This window comes from Actinomycetospora chlora, assembly GCF_039542135.1.
GTDB lineage: Bacteria > Actinomycetota > Actinomycetes > Mycobacteriales > Pseudonocardiaceae > Actinomycetospora > Actinomycetospora chlora.
Genome location: NZ_BAABHO010000054.1, coordinates 21,499 through 45,452, shown reverse-complemented (window position 1 = coordinate 45,452; position 23,954 = coordinate 21,499). Strand labels below are relative to the sequence as shown.

At 76.9% G+C, this 23,954-nt stretch carries 25 protein-coding genes, 1 pseudogene and 1 riboswitch; of the genes and pseudogenes, 10 read left to right on the top strand and 16 right to left on the bottom strand.

The features are described from left to right. Positions 1 to 1,350, top strand: a pseudogene (locus tag ABD994_RS25615) (hypothetical protein); the annotation flags it as partial. Between the two features lies 1 nt (position 1,351). On the opposite strand, the gene ABD994_RS25610 reads toward ABD994_RS25615, so the two are convergent. Together ABD994_RS25610 and ABD994_RS25605 are read right to left on the bottom strand one after the other, a co-directional pair. Beyond that, complete coding sequence (locus ABD994_RS25610) at positions 1,352 to 2,062, bottom strand: hemerythrin domain-containing protein (protein WP_345422331.1); 711 nt, start codon at positions 2,060 to 2,062, stop codon at positions 1,352 to 1,354. Positions 2,063 to 2,176: 114 nt separating this feature from the next. Then, the gene (locus ABD994_RS25605; protein ID WP_345422328.1) at positions 2,177 to 3,130 is read right to left on the bottom strand and encodes a D-2-hydroxyacid dehydrogenase family protein; all 954 of its coding nucleotides are present in this window, start codon (positions 3,128 to 3,130) and stop codon (positions 2,177 to 2,179) included. 65 nt (positions 3,131 to 3,195) lie between these two features. On the opposite strand from ABD994_RS25605, the gene ABD994_RS25600 reads away from it, so the two are divergent. The 3 genes from ABD994_RS25600 (at position 3,196) to ABD994_RS25590 (ending at position 6,007) form a co-directional block, all read left to right on the top strand. After that, on the top strand, positions 3,196 to 4,077 hold the full coding sequence (locus ABD994_RS25600; RefSeq protein WP_345422325.1) for a hypothetical protein: 882 nt from the start codon (positions 3,196 to 3,198) through the stop codon (positions 4,075 to 4,077). 66 nt (positions 4,078 to 4,143) lie between these two features. Continuing rightward, a complete protein-coding gene (locus ABD994_RS25595) occupies positions 4,144 to 5,430 on the top strand; it encodes a cytochrome P450 (protein ID WP_345422334.1) in 1,287 nt (428 codons plus the stop codon). Between the two features lie 139 nt (positions 5,431 to 5,569). Beyond that, positions 5,570 to 6,007, top strand: coding sequence for an SRPBCC family protein (locus ABD994_RS25590; RefSeq protein ID WP_345422322.1), 438 nt, complete (start codon positions 5,570 to 5,572; stop codon positions 6,005 to 6,007). Here the strand turns inward: ABD994_RS25590 and ABD994_RS25585 are convergent. Beyond that, positions 5,982 to 6,485 carry a nuclear transport factor 2 family protein gene (locus ABD994_RS25585; protein WP_345422319.1) on the bottom strand — a complete coding sequence of 168 codons (504 nt, stop codon included), beginning with the start codon at positions 6,483 to 6,485 and terminating at the stop codon, positions 5,982 to 5,984. The two genes, ABD994_RS25590 and ABD994_RS25585, sit on opposite strands and share 26 nt — an antisense overlap. A 61-nt stretch (positions 6,486 to 6,546) precedes the next feature. Between ABD994_RS25585 and ABD994_RS25580 the strand changes: the two genes are divergently transcribed. Then, positions 6,547 to 7,098, top strand: a complete 552-nt coding sequence (locus tag ABD994_RS25580; RefSeq protein ID WP_425550127.1) for a TetR/AcrR family transcriptional regulator — start codon at positions 6,547 to 6,549, stop codon at positions 7,096 to 7,098. 52 nt (positions 7,099 to 7,150) lie between these two features. On the opposite strand, the gene thiG is transcribed toward ABD994_RS25580, so the two are convergent. From thiG to thiO, 3 genes are all read right to left on the bottom strand, one after another. Then, complete coding sequence (thiG, locus tag ABD994_RS25575) at positions 7,151 to 7,912, bottom strand: thiazole synthase (protein ID WP_345422313.1); 762 nt, start codon at positions 7,910 to 7,912, stop codon at positions 7,151 to 7,153. Then, positions 7,909 to 8,112, bottom strand: a complete 204-nt coding sequence (gene thiS, locus ABD994_RS25570) for a sulfur carrier protein ThiS (protein ID WP_345422310.1) — start codon at positions 8,110 to 8,112, stop codon at positions 7,909 to 7,911. Before thiS ends, thiG begins: the two co-directional genes overlap by 4 nt. Continuing rightward, a riboswitch (TPP riboswitch) is annotated at positions 8,106 to 8,209 on the bottom strand. Its footprint overlaps the gene before it by 7 nt. A gap of 1 nt (position 8,210) precedes the next feature. Next, complete coding sequence (thiO, locus tag ABD994_RS25565; RefSeq protein WP_345422307.1) at positions 8,211 to 9,362, bottom strand: glycine oxidase ThiO; 1,152 nt, start codon at positions 9,360 to 9,362, stop codon at positions 8,211 to 8,213. A 25-nt stretch (positions 9,363 to 9,387) separates the two neighbouring features. Between thiO and thiE the strand changes: the two genes are divergently transcribed. Further along, positions 9,388 to 10,035: a thiamine phosphate synthase gene (gene thiE / locus ABD994_RS25560; RefSeq protein WP_345422304.1), complete on the top strand. Its 648-nt coding sequence runs from the start codon at positions 9,388 to 9,390 to the stop codon at positions 10,033 to 10,035. A gap of 72 nt (positions 10,036 to 10,107) precedes the next feature. On the opposite strand, the gene ABD994_RS25555 is transcribed toward thiE, so the two are convergent. The 6 genes from ABD994_RS25555 to ABD994_RS25530 all read right to left on the bottom strand — a co-directional run bounded on the left by ABD994_RS25555 (position 10,108) and on the right by ABD994_RS25530 (position 14,876). Continuing rightward, positions 10,108 to 11,019 carry a S1 family peptidase gene (locus tag ABD994_RS25555; RefSeq protein ID WP_345422301.1) on the bottom strand — a complete coding sequence of 304 codons (912 nt, stop codon included), beginning with the start codon at positions 11,017 to 11,019 and terminating at the stop codon, positions 10,108 to 10,110. 89 nt (positions 11,020 to 11,108) lie between these two features. Continuing rightward, the gene (locus ABD994_RS25550) at positions 11,109 to 12,320 is read right to left on the bottom strand and encodes a hypothetical protein (protein WP_345422298.1); all 1,212 of its coding nucleotides are present in this window, start codon (positions 12,318 to 12,320) and stop codon (positions 11,109 to 11,111) included. Between the two features lie 218 nt (positions 12,321 to 12,538). Beyond that, positions 12,539 to 13,222, bottom strand: coding sequence for a DUF3159 domain-containing protein (locus tag ABD994_RS25545; protein ID WP_345422293.1), 684 nt, complete (start codon positions 13,220 to 13,222; stop codon positions 12,539 to 12,541). Continuing rightward, positions 13,219 to 13,659 (bottom strand): VOC family protein, encoded by a 441-nt coding sequence (locus tag ABD994_RS25540; protein WP_345422288.1) that lies wholly within the window; start codon positions 13,657 to 13,659, stop codon positions 13,219 to 13,221. The genes ABD994_RS25545 and ABD994_RS25540 overlap by 4 nt, the downstream gene beginning before the upstream one ends. A gap of 85 nt (positions 13,660 to 13,744) precedes the next feature. Beyond that, positions 13,745 to 14,410 carry a TetR/AcrR family transcriptional regulator gene (locus ABD994_RS25535; RefSeq protein WP_345422285.1) on the bottom strand — a complete coding sequence of 222 codons (666 nt, stop codon included), beginning with the start codon at positions 14,408 to 14,410 and terminating at the stop codon, positions 13,745 to 13,747. A 43-nt stretch (positions 14,411 to 14,453) separates the two neighbouring features. Then, a complete protein-coding gene (locus ABD994_RS25530; RefSeq protein WP_345422282.1) occupies positions 14,454 to 14,876 on the bottom strand; it encodes a hypothetical protein in 423 nt (140 codons plus the stop codon). A 340-nt stretch (positions 14,877 to 15,216) separates the two neighbouring features. Between ABD994_RS25530 and ABD994_RS25525 the strand changes: the two genes are divergently transcribed. Beyond that, complete coding sequence (locus tag ABD994_RS25525) at positions 15,217 to 16,422, top strand: helix-turn-helix domain-containing protein (RefSeq protein ID WP_345422279.1); 1,206 nt, start codon at positions 15,217 to 15,219, stop codon at positions 16,420 to 16,422. Here ABD994_RS25525 and ABD994_RS25520 read toward each other — a convergent pair. Then, the gene (locus ABD994_RS25520) at positions 16,386 to 17,222 is read right to left on the bottom strand and encodes an ANTAR domain-containing protein (RefSeq protein WP_345422273.1); all 837 of its coding nucleotides are present in this window, start codon (positions 17,220 to 17,222) and stop codon (positions 16,386 to 16,388) included. The two genes, ABD994_RS25525 and ABD994_RS25520, sit on opposite strands and share 37 nt — an antisense overlap. Before the next feature lie 109 nt (positions 17,223 to 17,331). On the opposite strand from ABD994_RS25520, the gene ABD994_RS25515 reads away from it, so the two are divergent. Both ABD994_RS25515 and ABD994_RS25510 read left to right on the top strand, forming a co-directional pair. Next, a complete protein-coding gene (locus ABD994_RS25515; RefSeq protein ID WP_345422270.1) occupies positions 17,332 to 19,197 on the top strand; it encodes a helix-turn-helix domain-containing protein in 1,866 nt (621 codons plus the stop codon). 231 nt (positions 19,198 to 19,428) lie between these two features. Next, the gene (locus tag ABD994_RS25510) at positions 19,429 to 20,472 is read left to right on the top strand and encodes an alcohol dehydrogenase catalytic domain-containing protein (RefSeq protein WP_345422266.1); all 1,044 of its coding nucleotides are present in this window, start codon (positions 19,429 to 19,431) and stop codon (positions 20,470 to 20,472) included. Between the two features lie 55 nt (positions 20,473 to 20,527). Here ABD994_RS25510 and ABD994_RS25505 read toward each other — a convergent pair whose 3' ends face one another. Together ABD994_RS25505 and ABD994_RS25500 are read right to left on the bottom strand one after the other, a co-directional pair. Beyond that, complete coding sequence (locus tag ABD994_RS25505) at positions 20,528 to 20,734, bottom strand: hypothetical protein (RefSeq protein ID WP_345422263.1); 207 nt, start codon at positions 20,732 to 20,734, stop codon at positions 20,528 to 20,530. A gap of 82 nt (positions 20,735 to 20,816) precedes the next feature. Further along, entirely contained in the window at positions 20,817 to 21,731 is a 915-nt protein-coding gene (locus ABD994_RS25500) for a LysR family transcriptional regulator (protein WP_345422260.1), read from the bottom strand. 75 nt (positions 21,732 to 21,806) lie between these two features. Between ABD994_RS25500 and ABD994_RS25495 the strand changes: the two genes are divergently transcribed. Continuing rightward, entirely contained in the window at positions 21,807 to 22,655 is an 849-nt protein-coding gene (locus tag ABD994_RS25495; protein WP_345422257.1) for an EamA family transporter, read from the top strand. Between the two features lie 196 nt (positions 22,656 to 22,851). Here ABD994_RS25495 and ABD994_RS25490 read toward each other — a convergent pair whose 3' ends face one another. Beyond that, positions 22,852 to 23,832: an NAD-dependent epimerase/dehydratase family protein gene (locus ABD994_RS25490; protein WP_345422255.1), complete on the bottom strand. Its 981-nt coding sequence runs from the start codon at positions 23,830 to 23,832 to the stop codon at positions 22,852 to 22,854. Positions 23,833 to 23,954 lie beyond the last annotated feature (122 nt).

The window sequence follows — 23,954 nt, the reverse complement described above, 5'->3', positions numbered from 1 at the left end:
GTCGGGCCGCTCCGCGCCGCCGGGGACGTCGCGGCGGCCGCCGCCCGCGCCCGCGAGCAGGACGCTCCGCGCGAGGCCGCCGACCTGCTCGGCGCCCTGCTCGCCCGCCGCGACGTCGACGACCTCGACGTCTCCCGCCGCGTCGCCCTGCACGCCGCCCGGGCGGCCGCCTGCGCCCACGCCGGCAGCACCATCGAGGCCGTCCGCGCCCGCCACCGGGCCCTCGCCCTCGCCGTCACCGACGCGGACGTGCTGCGCGCGGTGACCAGCATCGACGCGCCCGTCTCGTTCTCGCTCTCCGAGGGCGGCGACGTCGACGAGGCCACCGACGCCGCGGCCACCCGGCTGCTCGACGCCGGCCCGGCCCCGGCCGACCGGGTCCGGCTGCTCGCCGCGCGCACGTTCGCCCGCCCGCCCGACCAGGCCCGCGACGACGCCGACGCCGCGGTCGCCGCGCTGGCCGACCTCCCGGCGGGCTCCCCCGACGAGGTCGCCCTGCGCCCCGTCGCGCTCAACGCCCGGTTCTGGGGCCTGCTCGTCCCCGCCCGCTGGGACGGGCTCGACGACCTGGGCGTCGAGCTGCTCGACGCGGCTCGCCGCGCCGGGTCCTGGGGCCACCGCACGGTCGGCCACCACGCCCGCTTCCTGCACGCCACCGGACGCCACGACCTCGACGCCGCCCGCCGGCACGCCGCGGCCGCCCTCGCCGAGGCACCCAGCGGGCAGCTCGCGGCCACGCTGGAGTGGTCGGCGATCTTCGAGGCGGTCGCGCTGCTGGTCACGGGCCGGGCCGACGACGCCGAGCGCACCTACGAGGCCGCCGCGGCGGGCATGGTGGCCCGCGGGCTGGCCAACGGCGAGGCGCTGCGCCTCGCGGGGATGATCGGGGTGCGGCGCGCGCAGGGCCGGCTCGGGGAGCTCGTGCCGGCGCTCGCGCCGCTGCACGCGGCGTTCGGGCCCTACGTCGCCGACCCCTACGCGCTGGCCCTGCTCGCGGCCGGTCGCCCCGACGAGGCCCGCGCGGTGTGGGTCCCGGAGGTCCCCGTGCGCGCCGACTGGTGGTGGCTGCTGTGGACCGCGGCGCGCGCCGAGGTCGCGATCGGGCTGGGCGAGGGCGCGGTCGCCGCCCGCTGCCACGACGACCTCGCGCCCTGGGCGGGGCGGATGGCCGGGCTGATGTCGGGGACGGCGACGTTCGGGCCGGTCGACGGGGTGCTCGCCGACCTGGGCGTGCTGCTCGGCCACCCCGACGACGTCGTCGCGGGGCACCGCGCCGCGGCCGCGGCCCTGTGCGCCCGCCTGGGCTCGCCGCCGTGGCCCTCCGCCCGGCAGCCCGCCCCGATCCCCTGAGCTACTCGCCGAACACCAGGCGCTCGCGGCGGCGCAGCGCGTGGCGGGCGAACGTGCCGGCCCGCCCGAGGGCGGCGTCGACGGCCGCGACCTCGCCCGGCGTGGCGGTGGCGCGCAGGCGCACGGCGATGCCGGCGCGGTCGGGGGCGGTGGCCAGCAGCGCGCGGACGCCGCGGTGCCAGGCGTCGGCCGGGACGGAGACGGCGGCGAGCTCGCGGCCGGTGTCCCGGACGTGCTCGTCCAGCAGCTCGGCGAGCTCGGCCAGACCCTCGGCGAGCGTCCGCATGCGGGCGAAGTCCGCGGCGGTGGCCACGGCGAGCGAGCGCAGCATCAGCGCCGCGACCACCCCGCGCATGCCCCGGCGCACCTCCCCGAGCAGGCCGCGCAGGGCGACGTGGTCGTCGCGCAGCCCGGAGAGGTCGAGCGCGCGGCCCGCATGGCGGGTCAGCAGCACCCAGAGCAGGTCCTCCTCGGCCTCGTGGCGGTGCCGGATCGCCTCGCACACCCGCTCGACGTGGTCGGCCACGGCCAGCGCCCGGCGCTCGGTGACGGGCACGGTGCCCGCCGCGACGCCCTCGGCCAGGCGGGCGAGGCGGCGCACCTCGCCGAGCAGGGCGCGGTCAAGCACCGCGAGCACGGTGAGGTCGGCGGCCGGCCCGGCCGGATCGGTCACGCCGCTCGGGGACGGCGGGGCGGTGGGGGCGGTGGTCACGCCGGGCTCCTGCTGCTCGCGGTCTCGTCGGATGGGAGCAGCATGACCCTCACCGCTTGTCGTCGGCTTGTCGTCGACTTGCGGTCGCCGTCCAGTCGTCCGGGTGATCCTCGGTCACGCGCCGTCGTCGGGACCCAGCTCGCGCATCGGCGACCCGTCGGCCCAGGCCCGGATGTCCTCGACGGCGTCGCGGTAGAACACCTCGTAGGTGCCCTCGGTGACGTAGCCGAGGTGCGGGGTGAGCACGGTGTTCGGGGCCGACCGCAGCGGCGAGTCCGCCGGCAGCGGCTCGGTGCCGAACACGTCGAGCCCGGCACCGCCGATCGTGCCGGCGTGCAGCGCGGCGACCAGCGCGTCCTCGTCGACGATCGGGCCGCGCGAGGTGTTGACCAGCAGCGCGGTCGGCTTCATGGCCCCCAGGTCGTCGCGGCCGATGAGGCCCGTGGTGCGCTCGGAGAGCTTGAGGTGGATCGTCACGACGTCCGAGGTCTCCAGCAGCTCCCGCTTCCCGACGGGCGTGACACCGTGGGCGCGGGCCTCGTCGGGGTCGAGGTTCTCGCTCCACGCCACGACGTCCATGCCGAAGGCGAGGCCCACCGTCGCGACCGGGCGGCCGAGCCCGCCGAGGCCGACCACGCCGAGGCGGCGGGCGAACAGGTCGCGCCCGACGGTGTGCTGCCAGCCGCCCTCGCGCACCGCGCGGTCCTCGGCCGGGATGTGCCGGGTCAGGGCGTGGATGAGCCCCCACGTCATCTCGACCGTCGGCGTCGACGGGCTGACCCCGCCGGTGCCCGACACCGTGACGCCGCGGCGGTGGGCGGCGGCGACGTCGATGGCGACGTTGGCCGGCCCGGTCGTCACCAGCAGGCCGAGGTTCGGCAGGCGGTCGAGGACGTCGGCGGTGAAGGCGGTGCGCTCGCGCATGGCGACCACGACGTCGTAGGGCTCCAGCGCGGCGACGATGCCGTCGGCATCCCCGAGGTGCTCGGCGAGGAACGTGACCTCCTGCGCGCCGAGGGAGTCCCAGGCGGCGTAGGTGGCGGCGACCTGCTGGTAGTCGTCGAGCACGGCGACACGGCGGGGTGGGGGCACGGCGGTGTGTGCCCCCCGCGGTCGGGGGGCACACACCGGCCGTGACCAGCGAGGTGGACCCGGTACCGGTGCTGGACCGCGGGCGGACCCGCTGGCCGGTCTACGCCGAGCGCACCCGCCGGCGGACGCGCCAGTTCGTCGCCGACGTCGCGGTGCTGACGTGGGTGGCGGTCGTCGTCTCGCTGGCGATCCTGCTGCACGACGCGGTGCTGGCCCTGCAGGGCCCGGGCCGCCAGCTCGGCGGGGCGGGGCAGACCGTGCGCGACACGTTCACCGGCGCCGCCGACACCGCGTCGAACCTGCCCTTCGTCGGCGACGACCTCGCCCGTGCCCTGTCCACCGGCACCCAGGCCGGCGACTCGCTCGTCGCGGCCGGCGACCAGGAGGTGGCGGCGATCGACGCGCTGGCGTCGGGGCTCGCGTGGGCGCTGGTGCTGCTCGCCGTGGTGCCGGTGGTCGCGACGTGGATCACGCTGCGCGTGCGCTGGATGCTCTCGGCCCGGGCGGTGCTGCTGCTGCGCGACGGGCTGGGCCGCGCGGGCTGGGGCGGCGCCGGATCGGGCCACGAGGGGGCCGACGCGGACCTGCTCGCCCTGCGCGCGCTCGCGTTCGCGTCCCCGCGGCGGCTGTCCCGCGCGGTGCCCGGCGCGGCGTCGGGCTGGCGCCGCGGCGACCCCCACGTGCTCGCCCGGCTGGCCGAGCTGGAGCTCGGTCGCCTGGGCCTGCGGGGGCCGACCCTCGTCCGCGGTCCCGCGGTCGCGGTAGCCTCCGCCCCCGTACCGGACGAACCGGACACCGGTTCGGGCATCGCCCCCGGTACCGACGGCGGGGCGCGCCCCGGGACACTCCCCCGGGTCGACCCCGACGAAGGGTGGGGTGACACACCCCCACCACCGGGTCCGTCGGGGCCCCACACGTCCTAGCCTCGGCCCCCGGTCGGCGTCACCGCGCGCGGGGAGGGCAGAGTGGACACGGTGGACCGTTCGCGCCTGGACGCACTGCGGGCGCGCGTCGTGGGCTGGGTGGCTCGCAAGTACCTGGCCTGGCGCAGCCGCCGCGGGCTCGACCCGGTGACGTTGCTGCCGGACTACGCGCTCACCCCGCTGCGCCGTGACGGGCTGGACCCGGTGCCCGCGATGCGCGAGGCGCGCGAGGACGCCCCGGTGCGGCACTTCCCGCTGCCCTTCGGGGTGACGGCGTGGCTGGTGACGGGGCACGAGGAGGCCCGCACCGTGCTGGGCCGCACCCAGGGCCTGTCCAACGACTTCGGCCACCTCGTGGGCCAGGCCGGCATCGAGGGCGGGCAGAACCCGGGCGGGCTCGGCTTCACCGACCCGCCCGAGCACACCCGCCTGCGGCACCTGCTCACCCCCGAGTTCACGCTGCGCCGCCTGGCCCGGCTCGGCCCGCGCATCACCGAGATCGTCGAGGAACGCCTCGACGCCATGGCCGAGCTCGCCGCGGCGGGCGAGCCGGTGGACCTCGTGCGGGACTTCGCGACGCCCATCCCGTCGCTGACGATCTGCGAGCTGCTGGGCATCCCCTACGAGGAGCGCGACGAGTTCCAGGCGCTCTCCACCGCGCGCTTCGACCTCTTCGGCGGGGCCGGCGCGGTGTTCGACAACATCTCCGGGTCGCTGCAGTACCTGCGCGGGGTCGTCGAGCGCCAGCGCGTCGAGCCCGGCGAGGGCCTGCTCGGCCAGCTCATCCGCGACCACGGCGACGAGCTGGACACCGACGAGCTCGCCGAGCTCGCCGACGGGCTGCTCACCGGCGGCCTGGAGACGTCGGCGTCGATGCTGGCGCTCGGGGCGATGGTGCTGCTGCGCGACCCCGAGAGCTTCGCGCTGGTGCGCGACGAGCCCGCCGCGGTGCACGGGTTCGTCGAGGAGCTGCTGCGCTACCTGACGGTCGTCCAGATCGCGTTCCCGCGTTTCGCCACCGAGGACATGACCCTGGGCGGCGTGGCCATCAGCAAGGGCGACGGGATCCTCGTGTCGCTCTCGGCGGCCGACCGCGACCCGCGCCTGACCCCCGACCCCGAGCGGTTCGACCCCCGCCGCCCGCCGACGCCGCACCTGGCGTTCGGGCACGGGATCCACCGCTGCATCGGCGCCGAGCTCGCCCGCATGGAGCTGCGCACGGCCTACCCGGCCCTGCTGCGCCGATTCCCGGGCCTGCGCCTGGCCGACGACGCCGGCACCCTCGACGACCAGCCGTTCCGCACGACCTCGATCGTCTACGGCGTCGACGCCCTTCCGGTCGCCCTGACCTGAGTGCGAGCAACGCGGCATTCCTGGCACCAGGAGCCAGGATCGCCACATCCTCGCGGGGAGGACACGCCGGACACCGGGTATCGGGTAAGCCACCACGATCACCGGCGTCCCGGCACCGGGCGCGGGGTACGGATGCGGTGTGACCGACCGGCAGGTATCCCGTTCGATCGACGTCGACGCGCCGCCGGCGACGGTGTTCGAGCTGCTCGCCGACCCGCGTCGCCACCCCGACCTCGACGGCTCGGGCACCGTCCGGTCGGCGATCTCAGGCCCGGCGCGGCTGTCGCTGGGCTCGAGGTTCGGCGTCGGGATGCGCCTGCGGCTCCCGTACCGGATCACCAACACCGTCGTGGAGTTCGAGGAGGGCCGGCTCATCGCGTGGCGGCACGCCGCGCGCCACCGCTGGCGCTACGAGCTCGAACCCACCGCGACGGGCGGCACGCGGGTCACCGAGACGTTCGACTGGTCGACCGCGCTGATGCCGGCCCTGATCGACCGTTCCGGTTTCCCGACGCTCAACGCCCGCGGCATCGAGCAGACCCTGCCGCGGCTCAAGGCGCTGGCAGAGGCGTCCTGAGCTCGCGCTCGGCCAGCGCGCGGTCGAAGGCCCCGATGCGCTCGGTGTCGGCGAAGAAGTCCTCGTGGTCGACGACGCGGCCACGGCGCGTCCGCAGCACCAGCACCGCGCGGTTCTCGTAGAGGCGCGTGCCGTCGGCGGCGTCGGCGTGGTCGTCGAACCGCACCCACAGCGTCATCGCCCACGGCGGCCCGCTGACAGCGATCTCGCGGATCGTGCCCTGCACCCGCGCCGCGACGAACGCGCGCAGGAACCGCTCGATCGCGGGCTTCCCCCGCCAGGGTCCCGAGAACCGGTGGTCGCCCCGCGGGAAGTGCAGCACGGCGTCGTCGGCGTAGGCCGCCAGCAGCGTCGACGGGTCGCCCGCGTTGAGCCGGGTGACGTCGCGGGCGAACCTCGCCCGCAAGGCGACGGGCAGCAGGGCCCGCGTGCCCAGCCCCGCCGCGATCCCGATGCCGATCCCCGCTGCTGCCCGCATGGCCGCCCCGTCACGATGCACTGCTCCTAGGTAGAACGCTCTAGTGAGAGCAGAGCATACGATGCGCGACGTGGACAAGCCCCCGACCCGGGACCGGATCCTCCTGGCCACGGCCGAGCTCTTCCGGCGCCAGGGCTACACCGGCACCGGGCTCAAGACCGTCGTCGCCGACGCGCAGGCCCCGTTCGGCTCGCTCTACCACCACTTCCCGGGTGGCAAGCAGCAGCTGGCCGGCGAGGTCGTCCGCGCCAGCGGGGCGTACTTCGAGGCGCTCGTGCTGGCGGTGTACGACGGGCAGGCGAGCACCGCCGAGTCCGTCCGCGCCGTGTTCGCGGGGGCCGCCGCGATGCTCGAGGAGACCGACTACGTCGACGCCTGCCCGATCGCGACGGTCGCGCTCGAGGTCGCGAGCACCGACGAGGTCCTGCGGCGGGCGACGGCCGAGGTCTTCACGTCGTGGATCGACGTCCTCACCGAGCGGCTCGACGGCGACCGCGAGCGCGCGCTCGGGATCCTCAGCGCCCTCGAGGGCGCGTTCGTCCTCTCCCGGGCCCTGCGCACGACCGAGCCGGTGCACGCCGCCGGGCGTCTCGCCGTCGCCGGCCTCGAGTGAGTGGAGATACGGACACTGGACGTCAGCGGGGCCACTCCGCTGACATCGGCACCTACTCCGCCGAGGGGCTCGAGGCCTGGGCCCAGTACCGGCGGGGGATGCGGCCCGCGCCGCGGGCCGCGTGGCCGGCCTCGACGGCCAGGCGCATGGCCGTGGCCATCATCTCGGGGTCCGACGCGCGGGTGACGGCCGTGGCGAGCAGCACCGCGTCGCAGCCCAGCTCCATGGCCTGGGCCGCCTCGGACGCCGTGCCGATGCCCGCGTCGAGCACCACCGGCACCGTCGCCGCGGCGGTGATCATCTCGATGTTGTGCGGGTTGCGGATGCCCAGCCCGGTGCCGATCGGGGCGCCCAGGGGCATGACGGCGGCGCACCCGGCGTCGGCGAGCTTGGCCGCGAGCACCGGGTCGTCGTTGGTGTAGGGCAGCACCGTGAACCCGTCGTCGACGAGCTGCTCGGCCGCGTCGAGCAGCTCGATCGGGTCGGGCAGCAGCGTCCGCTCGTCGGCGACGACCTCGAGCTTCACCAGCTCCGTGCCCAGCGCCTCCCGCGCCATGCGTGCGGTGTGCACGGCCTCGGCGGCGGTGCGGCAGCCGGCGGTGTTGGGCAGCGGCTCGATGCCCAGGCGCTTCAGCAGCGCGAGCACGCCCGGCCCGCCGCCGGCGTCGAGACGGCGCATCGCCACCGTCGTCAGCTCGGTGCCCGACGCCACGAGCGCGCGCTCGAGCACGGCCAGGTTGGCCGCGCCCCCGGTCCCCATGACCAGCCGCGACGAGAACTTGCGGCCCCCCACCACGAACGGATCCACGCTCATCCCCCCTGCACCGCCGTGAGGACCTCGATCCGCGTCCCGTCGAGCAGCCGCGTCGACGCCCAGGAGACCCGGGGCACGACGGTGCCGTCCACGGCCACGGCGACGCCCCGCTCCGGCACGCCGTGCTCGGCCATGAGCACCGCGACGGTCGTGCCCGGCGGCACGTCGCGCCGTTCGTCGTTGAGCCACACGGTGGTCATCGCGCTCCCCTCCCTGCGCCGGCATGACCCGGATCAGGTTCGACGGTCGGAGCCTCGGCTCCCTCTCAGCCCGTGACGGGCTCCCGTGGTGTCCGGTTTCACCGTACGCGCGCGGCCGGGCCGGACGCGACGTCCGGACGGTCGGCCGCCGCCGGCGCCGCCTCGGCAGGCAGGGCGTCGCCGCGCAGGACCGCCGTCAGCGCGTCGACGGTGACGGCGACGAGCAGCATCCCGTTGCGCCCGTGCCCGGTCGCGGCCAGCAGCCCCGACGGTCCGACGGGGCCGAGCAGGGGGAGGTTGTCGTCGGTGCCCGGGCGGAACGACGCCGCGGTCTCCTCCAGGGCGTAGTCGGCGATCCCGGGCAGGACGCGCTCGACGTCGGCGACGAGGTCGCGCACCCCGCCGACCAGCACGTCCGGGTCGAAGCCGGCCTCGTACTGCGTCGCGCCGACCACGAGGCGTCCCCCGTCGCGGGGCACCGCGTACACCGGGCGCCCGCTCACCGCGGCCCGCACCGTCCGCGTCGGCGGCGGCAGCGACGAGCGTCGCGCCCGCACGCGCAGGATCTCCCCCTTCACCGGGCGCACCCGGTCGGCCAGCGCGGGGTGCAGCGCCGCCGACCAGGCCCCCGCGGCCACCACGACCCGGTCGGCCTCGAGCACCTCGCCGTCCAGCGACACCCCGACCACCCGCGCCCCGTCGTCGACGACGCGGGTCACCCGCCGCCCGTCGGCGACGACGCCGCGCGCCCGCCCGGCGGCCGCGAGCGTCGCCAGCAGGCGCCGGTTGTCGACGGCGAGGTCGTCGGGCACCGCGATGCCGGCCCGTACCGCGGGCCCCAGCGACGGCTCGCGACGACGCACCTCACGTCCGGTGAGGCGCTCCACGCCGCGGCCCCAGGCGCGCAGGTGCTCGGCGATGCGCTCGAGGTCGGCGACGTCGGCGGAGTCGACGGCCACCTGCAGCGTCCCCTCGCGGCGCAGGCCCACCGGCGTCCCCGCGTCCTCGGCGATCCGCTCGGCGAGCGCGGGCCAGCGCGCCAGCGACGCCGCGCCCAGCTCGAGGACGTCCCGCTCGCCGGGCCAGGCCTCGCTGATCGGCGCGAGCATGCCCCCGGCCACCCGCGAGGCGCCCGAGCCCGGGTCGGGGTCGACGAGCACGACCTCGCCGGCGAGCCGGTCGCGCGCCGCCGCCCACGCGACCGCGGCCCCCACCGCGCCCGCGCCCGCCACCACGAGCCGGTCCGCCACGGCCACCGACGCTACTGTCCCGGCGGTGAGCGCACCGATCACGGACCGCCGCGCCCGGCTGGCCGACGCCCGCCTCTACCTGTGCACGGACGCCCGCACGGCGAGGGGCGACCTCGCCGACTTCGCCGACGCGGCCCTGCGCGGCGGGGTGGACGTCATCCAGCTGCGCGAGAAGGGGCTCGAGGCGCGCGACGAGCTGGCGGCGCTGGAGGTCCTCGCCGACGCCGCCCGCCGCCACGGCGCGCTGCTCGCCGTCAACGACCGCGCCGACGTCGCCCTCGCCGCCGGCGCCGACGTCCTGCACCTGGGCCAGGACGACCTGCCGGTGCCGTGGGCGCGCCGGGTCGTCGGCGACGACGTCGTCATCGGGCGCTCGACCCACGACGAGGCCCAGGCGGCCGCGGCCGCCGTCGAGGACGGCGCCGACTACTTCTGCACCGGCCCCTGCTGGCCCACCCCGACCAAGCCCGGCCGCCCGGCCCCGGGCCTCGACCTGGTCCGCGCCACCGCCGCCGCGGCCCCGGCGCGACCGTGGTTCGCGATCGGCGGCATCGACCACGCCCGCCTCGACGAGGTCCTCGCCGCCGGCGCCACCCGCGTCGTCGTGGTCCGGGCCATCACCGGCGCCGACGACCCCGAGGCCGCCGCCCGGACCCTCCGCGACCGCCTCTGACGCCGCCGCGAACGGGGAGTTCGCGCGCGTAGAGGCAGCGAACAGCCCGTTCGCTGCGGAACCGGGGCGCACTCAGGAGGCCGGCACCAGGTGCAGGCCCTCGGTGCTGAGGACCTCGTCGATCGGCTGGTAGAGGCTGGTGCCGCCCGGGGTGGTGCAGTCGCCCGTGCCGCCCGAGAGCAGGCCCAGCGCCGAGCTCCCGGCCACGAAGGGCCCGCCGGAGTCGCCGCCCTCGCTGCACGCCGTGGTCAGCACCAGGCCCTCGACGGGCCCGGCGGCGTAGTTGGCGGTGACGTCGACGGCGGTCACGGTGCCGCAGCGCCAGCCCGTGGTGGAGCCGGAGCGGCAGACGGGCGCGCCCACGGTGGCCGTCGCGGTCCCCGTGATCGAGCGGGTGGTCGAGCCCTCGGCGGCCACGGACGGCGTGGCGCGCCAGCCCGGGCCGGCGTCGACGATCCCCCAGTCGCCGGTGCGGTCGAACACCGACGAGCGCACCGCCCCGATCGGTTGCTGGTTGGCGCCGCGCACGTCGCCGCCGCGGTTGGTGCAGTGCCCGGCGGTGATCGCCCGGGGCTCCCCGCCGGCGCTCAGCGCGGCGAAGGCGATCGAGCAGCGGGTGCCGTTCAGGTGGATCGCGTCGCCGCCCACGAGGTCGTAGACCGGCGGGTCGGCGCGCGTCGTGGGGGCGCCGACGCCGTCCACCACCCGCACCGACGGGTCCACGTCGCGGGCCCGCCGCACGTAGTCGGCGTCGCGCCGGTCGCGCGGGGTCGCGTTGAGGGCCAGCACGACGCTGCGGGTGGTCGCGTCGACGTACCAGGCGCTGACCGACGACGGGGCACCCTGCTCCGCGGCCAGCGCGTCGAGCCGCGCCTTGACCTGCCCGAGGTCGGGGTCCGCCAGCGCCGGCGCCGTCCCCGCCGCCATGGCCGGCACCGTCAGCACGACCAGCAGCAGGAGCAGCAGACCGCTCCGGTCCCGCACCGTGCCCCACCCCGTTCCCCCACACGCGTCAACGGCCGGACGCACGCTAGAGCGTGCGTCCGGCCGTCGGTGAGGGGCGCGGCGGTTTCTCAGCCGTTGGTGGCCCCGCCACCGGACCCGCTGCGGGGCAGCAGGTTGGGCAGCGGGTTCTGCGACGACTGCGTCGAGCGCGAGGTGGTGGTGGTCGGCGCCTGGCTGCCGGTGTCGCCGCCACCCTGCTGCTGGTCCTGCTGCTGCTGGGTGTCGTTCGACGAGGTCTCGGTGGACGAGTCCTCGGTCGCGGAGTCCGCGGGGGTGGTCGTGGCCTCGCCCGTCCCGGTCTCCTGGCCGAAGATGCTCCCGACCGACGTCCCGCTCTGCCCGCCGGAGAGCGGGTGGCCGGCGGCGGTCTCGACCCCGACGGAGGCGATGATCGCGATGACGAACACGCTGGCCGCGACGCCGCCGAGGGTGACCCAGGTCTTCCAGCCGAGGCTCCGCAGGCCCGCGGAGATCGCGGCGAGGCTGAACCGGCGCCCGGACGGCTCCGGCTCCAGCGGCGCGACCTGGGTGACCGGGGTGCCCGGCGGGGGTCCGCCCGGCCCCATCACCTGCGTCGGCCCGCCACCGGGCGGCGTGCCCGTCTGGCGGCTCTGCGGGATGAACGCGGTCGGCCGCGCGCCGGTGTCCTGGGGCCCCGGAGCCTGCCGGGGGTGCACCTGCGTCGGGTCGGCCAGGCCGTCGGCGCGCAGCGCCACGCGACCCGGCGCGACGGGGCGACCGGGGCCCGCGGCGCCGGGCATCCGGCGCGTCGGATCGGCGGGCGGCGTGCCGGGCCGTGCCTGCGGGCCCGGGACACCCGGGCCGGGCGTGGGCGGCCCGACGACGCGCGTGGGCTGCGCCCGCGTCACCGGGACGCCGGGGGCCGGGGCGCCGAGGCGGGCACCGGGAGCGGGCATCCCCGGTCGCGGCGCGCCGGGCGCCCGGGCGCCCTGCGGCACGCCCTGCGCGACACCGTGCTGCGCGGTGTGGCCGGTGACGCGACCGACGGCGGCGGCGACCTTCGTGGACCCGGACCCGGCGACGACGAGCCGCTGCTTCACGCGGTCACGCGTGACCTCCAGCGACTTCTGGTACAGCGCGGACCCGACGGTCGTGATGATCGACGCGACGGCGGCACCACCGATGGTGCCGATCACGCCGAGGAACGAGCCGAGGATCGCCGCGGTCGCGGCGGCCAGCGCACTGGCGATGATCTGCGGGAAGGTCAGCCCGACGCCGGCGGCTTTCTCGGACTTCTCTTCGGGGTTCGCTGGTGACATGGCTCCCGGGAGGCACGGATCGGGGGCGGACGGCTGCTGGCGGGGAGGCCCGCGTGGTGGGCCGGCGGGTGCGCCGCGTCTTCCGACGCACCCGTCGACCACAACGGACGACGCCTGCCATCGTGCCTCGTTGCCCGATCGTGAGAGCGTTCACCCGCGGACCAACTGCGTCTCAGCCGACCGGCCCAGAGGCTGCGCCGGACAGGGGAAACGCGGTGTCAGGGCCCCGGCACCACGGGGTGTCGTGGGCCCGGGTGCCCGGCCGGCAGGGCCGACCGCACCAGCGGCCACGACGCCGCGACGCACACCACGACGAGCGGCCAGGTGAGCACCACCTGCGCGATGCCGAGCGCCACCACCTGGTCGGCCACCCACAGGCCGGTGAACACCACGACGCGCACCGCGTACTGCGCCACCCACACCCAGCTCGCCCGGCAGTAGCCGCGCACGAGGTCCGGGTCGCGCCGCCAGCGCGTCGGGTGGCCCGTGAGCGCCCCCACGACGAGCCCCAGCAGCGGCCAGCGGATCGCGATCGAGACCAGCCAGGCGGCGAGGCTGCCGGCGTTGGCGACGATCCGCGGCAGGAAGAAGTCCTCCGCCCGCCCGGTGTACACGGCCAGCAGCGCCGCCCCCACCGCCAGCAGCAGCCCGACGGCGACCGCCCGCGGCCGCTCCCCCCGCCGCCACCGCCACAGCGCGACCGCCCCGGCGACGACGACCGCCGCGACCCCGCCGGCGAGGATCGGCTGGGACCAGCCGAGGGCGTCGGTCGCGAGCCAGGCCGCGACGAACACCACGCCCGGCACCGACGCGTCGATCGCCTGGCCGGGACCGCCGAGCAGCTCGGTGAGCGGGTTCCCGCCCCGGTCGGGCCGGGGCTCCTGCGGGGCGGGTCCGGTCACCCGGTGGTCTCCGGCGCGCGCCCGCGCCGGCCCAGCTCCGCGGCGAACGCGGGCGAGGGGGTGCTCGGGCTCGAGATCTCGACGAGCATGCCGTTGGGGTCGGTGACGAGCATCTGGCGCCGGCCGTGGAACAGGTCGCGCGGCGGGGCGACGACCGGCAGCCGCAGCCGGCGGGCCTCGGCGTGCACCGCGTCCACGTCGTCGACGAGGAACGTGAGGATCACCCCGGCGGGGTCGGCGCGGTAGGGCGGCGGGACCAGCTCGTGGCCGACCGCCCAGATGGCGAGCTCGTGCACGTCGTCGCCGTCGGTGCGGCTCAGCGCCACGTACCAGTCGCTGTCGAACGCGATGTCGAAGCCGAGCAGGGCGACGTAGAAGTCACGCGTCTCGGGCAGCCGGTCGGACAGGACGGTGGGGAACGAGCGGCGCATCGCCATGCGTCGGATCCTCTCTCCGGCGGGGCCTCCATCGTCGCGCACCGGGCCCGCTCATCCGGTCGGGGGTCCGCTCACGAGCCCGCGCTCACACCGCGTCCACCGCGCCCCCGACCGTCGCGCGGATGACCGCCCAGCACGCCTCGGTGAGCTGGGTGGCCAGGTCGTCCAGGCCGGCGCCGTGGGGCTCGTCGAGCCAGTGCGCGCTCGCCGAGTCGACCATCCCGACCAGCCCGAAGGCCAACGGGTGCGCGACCGGCGGCGGGATCTCCGCACCCAGCGAGCCGTCGACGAGCATCCCCGCGACGTGCCCCGCGACGGTCTCGCGCACGTTGGTGGTCGCCGACTCGCCGCCGGTGCCGAACGAGGTGCGCTTGAGGTAGCGGTAGACGTTCGCGTTGGCCTCGAGCCAGCGCAGGTGCGCCCGCAGTGCCTTGGCCAGCATGTCGAACGGCCGCCCCGAGGGCCGCCACACCGGCTCGAGCTCGTGCACGAGCCGCTCGACCGAGCGCGCGGCGATGGCGCTCTGCAGGTCGTCGCGGCCGTCGAAGTGGCGGTAGAGCCCCGGTCGCGACACCCCGGCCCGCTCGGCGATCTGCTCGGTGGTGACCTCCGGCCCGTGCTCGACGATGGCCGCCACCGCGGCGTCGACCAGCTCCAGCCGCCGGGCCTCGCGGTGCCCGGCCCACCGGGCCGCCCGGCCGTCGACGCGCGCCTCCTCGGGCGCGTCGTCGTCGGCGGGTGAGTCGCTCATCACTCGTCAGCGTGGCACCACGGCCACGCCGCGGCCACCGGGCTCAGCGCCCGCCCGCGTCCCCGGTCCGGCTGCCGACGTGCTCCCCGGCGCGCCCGACGAGCACGAGCAGGCAGCCGGCCAGGAGCCCCGCGACGACCGCACGGCCGCCGTGCGTGGGGTCCGCGAGCGCGACGAGCGCGGAGAACACCGTCACCGCCCAGGCGAAGGCCGCGAGCCAGCTCGAGATGGGCCGCAGCCCGGCGACGGCGGTGGTGTCCCGCCGGGCCCGCACGGCCCGCCACCCCGCGAGCACGAACGCGAGCACGACCGCGACGACCACCGCGGCCGTGCGCCCCGGCCCCGGGGCGACGAGCCCGACCACGAGCAGCGTCGCCAGGGCGACGACGAGCGCCGCGCCGGTGACCAGCCAACCGGCCCGTCGCACGCGTGCGACACCGTCGTCCGCGGCCGTCCCGATCGGCATGCGCGGCAGCCTAACGGCGCGCCGAGGGCGGGATGCGCGAGCCGGACACGGTGTTCGGTCGCCCTCCGCCGGAGCGCGGGGTCAACCACGGCCGGGTCCCGGTCGATGAGGGAGGCGACGGGCGCCGCGTGCACCTCGGCGCTCCGGGCACGATTCCCGCGAGGCGCGCCGGGGCACCCCCGCCGCTACCGATCGTGGACACGGAGCTGATCGTGGAGCACTGGGCGCGCAGGAGCGCTGGGCAGGGCGCGCGGCGCCGGCGCGTCCGGAGCACGTCCCGGCACGGCCGCGGCGACGGGCGCGCCGGCGACCCGTCCGACGTCCGGCCGGTGGCGCGGACATGAGCGGCCCGGGCCGCGACGCCGTGGACGTGGACCTGTTGGTGGACGCGCTCGAGAACGTGTCGGCCGAGCTCGAGGCGCCTCCTCGCCCCGACCGGGGCGACGAGGCGACCGAGAACCGCGCCGTGCGCGAGACCCAGGCCTACCTGGCCCGGGCGACCGCGCGGGCGCTGCGCGGCGACGTCGCCGAGCTCCGTCTGCAGGCCCGCGGGTCCGGTGACGAGGCCCGGCGCCTCCGCCAGGGCCGGCGCCTGCGCGGGCCCCGGCCCGCCGCCGCGGACGTCCCCGTCGCGGACCTCGAGCGCCTCTCCCGGCAGGCCCTGGCCGTCACCGAGGGCGTCACCTGGGCCGAGATCGCCGTGCCGACCGCCGACGGCAGCGTGCTCACAACCTCGGCGGGGCGGCTGGCCCCGGCCCAGGTCCAGGCGCTCGCCGCCGGCCCCCGTGCCGAGGTCCTCGGCCACGGCTACGTCGTGGCCGTCGACGACACCGCCCAGGACGCCCGTTGGCCCGCTCCGGACACCGACGGCGTCCGGTCGATCCTCGTCCTGCCACTGGGGGTGTGGGGGGTCCTCACCCTCACCGCGGAGGCCCCGCGGGCGTTCGACGACGCCACCCGGGCGGTGGCGCGTGAGGTCGCCGGCCGCGGCACCGGGCTGCTCGCCGGCGAGGGCGCGGGCGTCACCGAGGCCGTGCGGGCCCGGCAGCTGGTGGTCACGGCGAGCACGCTGCTCGCCCACCACGAGGACCTCGACCCGTCGGACGGCTTCGACGCCCTCCTCGAGCGGGCGCTCACGGCGGGGAGCAGCATCCTCGCCGCCGCCGAGCACGTGCTCGACGAGCTCGGACTGCCGGGGGACGGCGGGCGTCCGCACGCGCCGGAGCCGGCGACGCTGCGCCGCGCGCTGGCGCACCTCGAGGAGCACGCCGCCGAGGACGTCGACGTCGCCGACGTCGCGCAGGCGGCCGGGCTGGGGGTCCGTGGCCTGCAGATGACGTTCCGCCGCTGGCGGGGCACGACACCGCTGGGTCACCTGCGCGAGATCCGCCTGGCCCGCGCCCACGAGGAGCTGCGGGCGTCCGACCCGCGGGACACCACGGTGGCCGACATCGCCAACCGGTGGCACTTCACCCACCCCGGACGCTTCTCGGTGACCTACCGCGAGCGCTACGGCTGCTCGCCCAGCGCCACGTTGCGCTCCTGAGCGGTCTCCTCCACCAGCCAGCGCGCCACCGCGTGCAGCTTGAGGTTGGCGTACTGCGACGCGACGACGAGCTTGTCGAACGCCGTGTCGGCGTCGACGCCGTCGCGCTGCATGACGATCCCCTTGGCCTGACCGATGAGGTCCCGGCTCTCGAGGGCCGCGTGGAGGCCGCCGACCCGCCGCGCGGCGACCAGCAGGAGGCCGACCTGCAGCGCGGCGACCCTCGCGGCCGCCTGCGCGGCGGCCCCGAACGCGGCCCGCCCCGGCGCGGCGAGGACGAGGGCGAGCGGCCACGAGGCGTCGGTGCCGTCCGCGGTGCCCACGCGCTCGGTGGGGAGGGCCGGTGGGCAGAGCACCAGCAGGCTCCCGACGCCGAGCTCCGTCGCGTGTGCTCCCGGCTCGGGCCTCGCGAGGTGCAGCTCCGTCACCGGCTCCGCGTCGGCGGCGAACACCCGCGCGAGGGCTCCGCCGTGGTCGGGCTCCGCGGCCACGAGATCGGCGAGGACGTCGTCGCCCGACGCGACGGCCGGCCGGCCGTCGCGATCACGGCACACGAGGGCGGTCCACCGCGCGGCCGGCACCGCGACCCGCAAAGCCTCGCGGCTGCGGCGGAACACCTCCTCGGCGTCGTCGGGCCGGGTCCTGGTGAGGATCGCGCAGGCCCGCTCCACATCGGGCCACGTCGCGGGCTCGCGCCCTACGGGCGCCGCCGCCGCGCGCTCCCCGGCGGCCTCGGGTCCGCTGTCCACCGCCGGCTCGCAGGGCCCCGGGTCGGCGAGCTCCTGTCGTGGGTCGCGCACGGTCCTCCCAGCTCCGCGGTTGCCTACCGTTGAGTACACCGCCCGCCGCGCACCCGGGCAACCAGCGGGGCCTGTCCCGCCCGACCCGGCCCGTCTAGCGTCTCGGGACGTGGCGCAGGCACGGGTGGACGCCGCGCGGCGGCGCTTCCTGCGCCACGGCGCCGACGCCGTCGGGGCGGGTGTGGTGCGGCCCGAGGTGGTCGCGTCGTGGGAGCGGGCCGCGGGCGTCGACACCGCACGCCTGGGAGCCGCGTTCACGGGGCTGGACGGCCCGGCGCCCGCGCGGGTGGCGGCGGCCGAGCGGGTCCTCGACGCCGTCCACGGGCGCCACCCCGACCTCACGGCGTCCGTGCTGGTCGTCGACCGCGACGGCGTGGTGCGGGCCCGCCGCGACGCGGACCCGGCGCTCGCCGAGATCCTCGACGCCGTCTGCCTCGCGCCCGGCTACCGGCACGCCGAGGAGGTCGTGGGCACCACGGCGGCGGCGCTCGCGCTGCACGAGGGCCACGCGCTGGTCGTCGAGGGCCCGGAGCACCTGCACCCCGAGCTGGCCGTGCTCGCCGCGGCCGCGGCCCCGGTCGGCCGGGACGGGGAGCCGGCCGACCTCGCGCTCGTGCTGGTGCGGCACGCCGCCGAGGGCGCGGCGCGGGACCTGCCGCTGGCCCGGGTGCTGGCCGGCGAGGTGGTCGACCGCGACGGCGCCGACCGCCGCGAGCGGGTGCTCGCGGTGCACGAGGCTCTGGCGGCGACGGCGACCGGGGCGCCCTGGGCCGTCGCCACCGACGGCGAGGACGTCCTGCTCGGCCCGGGTGCCCGCCGGCTGCCCCCGGCCGACCAGCAGGCCCTCGCCGACCTCGCCCTGGCCGGCCTGGCGCTCGAGCACCCGGCCGAGCCCTACGTCGTCGACCTGCCCTCGGGCGGCGCGGCGGAGGTCGCCGTCCGCGAGGTCCGCCACGGCGAGCGGGTCGTCGGCTGCGCGGTCGGCGCCGGTCCCGCCGTGGACGACCAGGGGCGCCGCGAGGCGGAGGCCCGCCGCCGGCAGGGCTCGCACGTCGCCCCCACCGCGCGGCGGGACTTCGCCGCGGCGCTGCGCGGCGACGCCGGCGACCGCGAGCACGCCGAGGCCCGGGTGCGCGCGAACCGCGACCTGCTGACGCCGTCGCTGCGCGCCCGCCAGGAGCTGGCCGCGCACCTCGCCGGGCGCCGCCACCAGGTGCTCGTCGGCGAGGCGGGCGTGGGGAAGCGGACGATGGCGGTGCAGGCGTTCGGCCGGCTGCACGGCGACGGCGGGGTCACCGTCGTCGACGTCGACACCGGCGACACCACCGACGACGGCGCCCGGGCCGCCGAGCCCCTGGCGCGCCTGGTCGCCCGGCCCCCGAACCGGCCGTACCTCGTCGTCCTGCGCGGGCTGCAGGCCGTCGCCCCCCTGGCCGCCCGCCGGCTCGACGAGGCGCTGCGGCTGCTGCTGGCGCGGGCGGGCGGCGTCGTGGTCGTCGCGTGCCTGGACACCACCGCCGTCGACGCCGGCCGCCCCTACGGGCTGCTGCTGCGCCACTTCCACGAGACCGTCCGCGTCCCGGCGCTGCGCCACCGCACCGACGAGCTCGCCGACCTCGCGCTGTCGGTGCTGCGCTCGCTCTCGGGCGGGCGGTCGCTGCGGTTGTCGCACCAGGTCATCCGGGTACTCGAGGGCTACGCCTGGCCGGGCAACATCAACGAGCTCGAGGACGTGCTGCGCTACGTCGTCGCCCGCAAGCCCGTCGGCGTCGTCCAGGCCCCGGACCTGCCCGCCCTGTGCTTCGCCAGCCGCGCCCCCCGGCTGACGATGCTCGAGACGGCCCAGGCCGACGCGATCATCCAGGCGCTCTACGAGGCCCGCGGCAACCGCTACCAGGCGGCGGCGATGCTGGGCATCGCCCGCTCCTCGCTCTACCGCAAGATCGACGCCTTCGGGATCAGCTACATCGCCTGATGGCCTGCGGCCTCGTGAGTGATCTGGGTCGTCATCGCGACCCGAACCACTCACCTGGCCGCGGCCCTCTGTCCCGGTTCCGGGTCAGTGATCGTTCCCGCGCCTCCGGGCGCTGCGGGCTCGTCCCATCATGGGACAGGCGTGTGTGTCCCACGCCACTAGCGTCGGAGGACGGCGGCCTGCGGGGGAGCGGCCGGCCGCCGCCACGCGCGAGCCGACGGAGGCGACAGCATGAAGGCACTGGTGTACCACGGCCCCGGCAACAAGGCCTGGGAGGACGTCCCCGACGCGACGGTGCAGGAGCCCACCGACGTCGTGGTCAAGGTCGACACCACGACGATCTGCGGTACCGACCTGCACATCCTGCAGGGCGACGTGGCCGCGGTGACCGACGGACGCATCCTGGGCCACGAGGCGGTCGGCACCGTCACCGCGGTCGGCGACGCCGTCCGCGGGTTCGCCGTCGGCGACCGGGTCCTCGTCCCGGCGATCACCAAGTGCGGCCGCTGCGAGTACTGCCAGCGCGGCATCCCGTCGCACTGCCAGACCGTCGGCGGCATCGGCTGGATCTTCGGCCACCTCATCGACGGCACCCAGGCCGAGTACGTCCGCGTGCCCTACGCCGACACGTCGCTCTACGCGGTCCCGGAGTCGGTCACCAACGAGCAGGCGATCTTCCTCGCCGACTCCCTGCCCACCGGCTACGAGGTCGGGGTCCTGGCCGGCGGCGTGCGCCCCGGTGACACCGTCGCCGTCGTCGGCGCGGGCGCCGTCGGGCTCTCGGCGGTGCTCACCACCGGGCTGTGGGGCGCGTCGAAGGTCATCGCGATCGACTCGAACAAGTTCCGCCTGGAGAAGGCCACCGAGTTCGGCGCCACCGACACCGTCGAGGTCGGGCCCGGCACTGTCGGGGACGTCGTGTCGCTCACCGACGGGCTCGGCGTCGACGTCGCCATCGAGGCCGTCGGCTACCCGGAGACCCTGCTGACCGCGGCCTCGCTCGTACGACCCGGCGGGACCATCGCCAACATCGGCGTCCACGGCACCCCGGTGGAGTTGCCGATGCAGGACATGTGGATCTCCAACGTCAGCCTGACGATGGGCCTCGTCGACACCGTGTCCATCCCGACCCTGCTCAAGATGGTCGCCTCGGGCCGCATCCCGGCCGAGAAGATGGGCACGCACACCTTCACGTTCGACCAGATCGACGAGGCGTACGACGTCTTCGCCAACGCCGCCGCCAACCTCGCCCTCAAGGTGGTCATCACGCCGTAGGGGATGCGCGCGACGTTCCCGCTGGTCACCGGGGACGTCGCGCGTCTCCGTTCGTTCAGAGCAGGACGAGCACGGCCACCAGGCCCAGCGCGAGCAGCAGCGCCAGGGCACCGATCCGGTTCACCAGGGCGGCCGTGGCGACGATGTCGGCCGCGATGAGCTCGACGTGGTCGTCGACGGCGGTCGCCGGCACCAGGGGCGCGCGGCGCGGCGCCGGGACGTGGACGGTCGCGACGTCGGGACGGTCGGTCTGGGCGATCATGATGGCTCTCCCCGCGGAGTTCTCGGTCGTCGTGGGGGACGTCGAGGGCCCGGCCGTGGTCGTTAACGGATCTCCGCCGGGGTCAGTCGATCGTGTGGCGCGTCGCTGCGATCCGCTCGAGGACGACGGTCAGCGCCGGCCAGGCCGCCCGTCCGCGACGGGTGACGGCGTACGCGCGCAGGTGGACGCCGGGGCCGGTCAGCGGGAGCACCCGGATCCCGGGCCGCACCGGCCGGTCGGTCGGCAGCAGCCCGACGCCGAGGCCCGCGAGCACCAGCTCGTCGACGAGGTCGAGGCTGTCGGCCTCGTGGGTCACGTGCAGCCGGGTGCCCGCCATCGACGCGAGCAGGCGCAGCACCCGCTCGTCGGCGGGGTTGCGCGAGTTGCCGATCCAGTCGTGGTCCGCGTACGCCGCGACGACCGCGGGGGCCGCCGACGACCCGCCCGACGGCGGGTCGTCGCTCGCCGGCACCGCGAGCCCCCACGCGGTCGACCACAGCGGCGCCGCGGTGAGGTCGGGGTCGAGCGTGGCGGGCGCGAGGTCGTAGTCGTAGGTCAGGGCGAGGTCGATCTGGTCGGCGAGCAGCATCGCGTGGGCCTCGGCGGGCTCGTACTCGCGCACGGTCAGCCGCACGTGCGGGTGCCGCACGGCCAGGGCGGCGACGGTCGGCAGCACGGCCCGCCGCACCGCCGTCGCGAACCCGGCCACGCGCACGACGCCGCGCGGTTCGCCGTCGGGGTCGAGGTCGCGCCGCGCGGTCTCGACGTCGGCCAGGATCGTGCGCGCGTGCTCCGCGAGCCGCCGCCCGGCGGGCGTGAGCCGCGACCGTCGACCGTCCGGCTCCACCAGCGGCGTCGCCACCTCCCGGGCCAGCGCCGCGATCTGCTGCGAGACCACCGAGGTGCTCGTGCCCATCGTCTCCGCGACGACGCGCATCGACCCGTGGCGGGCGAACTCGACGAGGTAGGGCAGCCGCCGGGTGTCCACGCTGCTCATCGTCCGTCATCGCCGGACGATGCGTGAAGGATTCGCACGTGGACGCGGACGGTGGTGGTGCCTTCACTGGTCGCCGTGACCACCCTCGCGCCCTCGAGCGCCCGCACCGGCGCCGGCCTGGCGGTGACGGCGATGCTCTGCGTCCAGGTCGGGCTCGCCGTCTCGGTCGGGCTCTTCGACCGCCTCGGCCCCACCGGCACGGCCTGCCTGCGGCTGGTGCTCGCCGGGGTGCTGCTGCTCGCGATCGGGCGGCCGCGGCCGTCGGCGTTCACGCGGCGGAGCCTGCTGGCGTGCGCGGGCCTGGGCACGGTCACCGCCGGGCTCACGATCCTGTTCACCGAGGCGCTGGCCCGGATCCCGCTGGGGACGGCGTCCGCGCTGGAGTTCCTCGGGCCGCTCGGCGTCGCCCTCGTGCGGGGCCGCGGGCGGGCGCGGGGCTGGGCGGTGCTCGCGGCCGTCGGCGTCGTCCTGCTCACGCACCCCTGGTCCGCCGGCCTCGACCCGGCCGGGGTCGCGTTCGCGCTCGCGGCCGCGGCTTGCTGGGCCGGCTACATCCTGCTCACCCAGCGCGTCGGCGACGAGCTCACCGGGCTGACCGGGCTCGCCGTCTCGATGCCGGTGGCCGGGCTCGTCGCGGCCGGCGTCGCCGGCCCGGATCTGCTGGCGCACCTCGACGGGCCGACACTGCTGTCGGGACTCGGGATCGCCCTGCTGCTGCCGGTGATCCCGTTCAGCCTCGAGCTGCTGGCGCTGCGCCGCCTCACCACCGCCGCCTTCGGGACGCTGATGAGCCTCGAGCCCGCGATCGCGCTCGCCGTCGGCCTGGTCGTCCTCGGCCAGGTCCCGACCCCCGCCGCGGCCGCGGGCGTCGCCGCGGTCGTCGTCGCGGGGATCGGGGCCGAGCGGACGGTGGCCCGGACCTGACGGTCGGCGCGGGGACGGACCACCCAGGCGCTCGCGCAGCAGAGCCACCACGGCGGGCTCGACCGGCTGCGGTTCCCGGTGGAACGGCCTGGTGCCCTCGGCCGTCGGCCCGGGCCCGGGAACCACGTGTCCCCGCAACGAGACCGTCGATGCCCGGCGCCTCTCGGGATGGTGACGACCTCCGGAGCCGACGTACTCAGACCGGCGCCCTCCGGCCACCTTCCGCTCCGGCGCCGTCCGACGGCTGGGTGGAGTGCCACGAGAGCGTTCGCGCCAGTCCCGTCGCCAGGGGCGTCGTCGCCCGCCAGCCGAGGTGCGCGGCGGCGGGACCCACCTCGGCGACGTGCGCCAGGTCGTGCCGCCGGTCGGACACGTCGCCGAAGCCGAGCGGCCCGTCGTAGCCGGCGAGGGCCGCCAGGTCGGCGACGATCTCGCCGACGGTCGCGAGGTCCCCGGACCCGATGTCGACCACCCGACCCGGGGCGCCGTCACGGGTGGCAGCGCGCACGAGGGCGTCACAGACGTCGTCCACGTAGACCCAGTCGACCGATCGGGTGCCGCTGCTCAGTGACGGCCTGACGCCCTCGAGCAGACAGCGACAGACGTAGGGGACGAGCTTGCGTCCGTCGGGCTGGTCGGGCCCGTAGACCATCGCGATGCGCAGAACGGTCACCGGCAGGTCCCACTGGGTGTGGAAGAGCCGGGCGTAGCCGGTGGCGGCGGCCTTCGCCGCCGCGTAGGGCGAGACCGGCGGTGCGTCGCCGCGGGGCTCCTCGATCGAGCCGGCGAGGACGACGCGGCAGTCCGCGAGCTCGTGTGCGGCGGTCATCACCGCGACGGCGGCACGCGTGTTGGCGTCGAGCATCGGGAGCGCGAGCGCGCTCTCGCGGTGTCCCTGGACCTGACTGGCCAGGTGGAACACCGCCGCCGGCGCGAGGCGCCGCGCGAGGCGGCTGACGGCGTAGGCGTCGGTGAGGTCGCCGCGGTGCCACGTGACTCCTGGCAGGTCCGGGCGCTCGCCGGCGGACCCGCGCGTGACGGCGTGCACGACGGCGCCGTCGCGGACCAGCCGGCGGACCAGGTGGCGGCCGAGGAAGCCGGTCGCGCCGGTGACGAGGACGGAGCGTCCACGCAGGCGGTGGAGATCGTGCTCGGGATGGTGAGGGTGTCCAGCCATGGTCGGTGCCTCGGGGGAACGGGCGGCCCACGGTGGGACCGCGCGGCGACGGGGACGCATCGCGAGGGCACACCGCATGACGCCGGCGCCGAGCGCGGCGAGGGACCGCCCGGCGAGGGGCG

What these genes read in the sequence shown, in the direction of transcription:
- thiG (WP_345422313.1), bottom strand. Translation starts at nt 7,912, where the DNA reads ATGAGCGTGGATCCGTTCGTGGTGGGGGGCCGCAAGTTCTCGTCGCGG.
- ABD994_RS25550 (WP_345422298.1), bottom strand. Translation starts at nt 12,320, where the DNA reads ATGTCACCAGCGAACCCCGAAGAGAAGTCCGAGAAAGCCGCCGGCGTC.
- ABD994_RS25580 (WP_425550127.1), top strand. Translation starts at nt 6,547, where the DNA reads ATGCGCGACGTGGACAAGCCCCCGACCCGGGACCGGATCCTCCTGGCC.
- ABD994_RS25490 (WP_345422255.1), bottom strand. Translation starts at nt 23,832, where the DNA reads ATGGCTGGACACCCTCACCATCCCGAGCACGATCTCCACCGCCTGCGT.
- thiS (WP_345422310.1), bottom strand. Translation starts at nt 8,112, where the DNA reads ATGACCACCGTGTGGCTCAACGACGAACGGCGCGACGTGCCGCCGGGC.
- ABD994_RS25585 (WP_345422319.1), bottom strand. Translation starts at nt 6,485, where the DNA reads ATGCGGGCAGCAGCGGGGATCGGCATCGGGATCGCGGCGGGGCTGGGC.
- ABD994_RS25530 (WP_345422282.1), bottom strand. Translation starts at nt 14,876, where the DNA reads ATGCCGATCGGGACGGCCGCGGACGACGGTGTCGCACGCGTGCGACGG.
- ABD994_RS25535 (WP_345422285.1), bottom strand. Translation starts at nt 14,410, where the DNA reads ATGAGCGACTCACCCGCCGACGACGACGCGCCCGAGGAGGCGCGCGTC.
- ABD994_RS25540 (WP_345422288.1), bottom strand. Translation starts at nt 13,659, where the DNA reads ATGGCGATGCGCCGCTCGTTCCCCACCGTCCTGTCCGACCGGCTGCCC.
- ABD994_RS25525 (WP_345422279.1), top strand. Translation starts at nt 15,217, where the DNA reads ATGAGCGGCCCGGGCCGCGACGCCGTGGACGTGGACCTGTTGGTGGAC.
- ABD994_RS25510 (WP_345422266.1), top strand. Translation starts at nt 19,429, where the DNA reads ATGAAGGCACTGGTGTACCACGGCCCCGGCAACAAGGCCTGGGAGGAC.
- ABD994_RS25500 (WP_345422260.1), bottom strand. Translation starts at nt 21,731, where the DNA reads ATGAGCAGCGTGGACACCCGGCGGCTGCCCTACCTCGTCGAGTTCGCC.
- ABD994_RS25505 (WP_345422263.1), bottom strand. Translation starts at nt 20,734, where the DNA reads ATGATCGCCCAGACCGACCGTCCCGACGTCGCGACCGTCCACGTCCCG.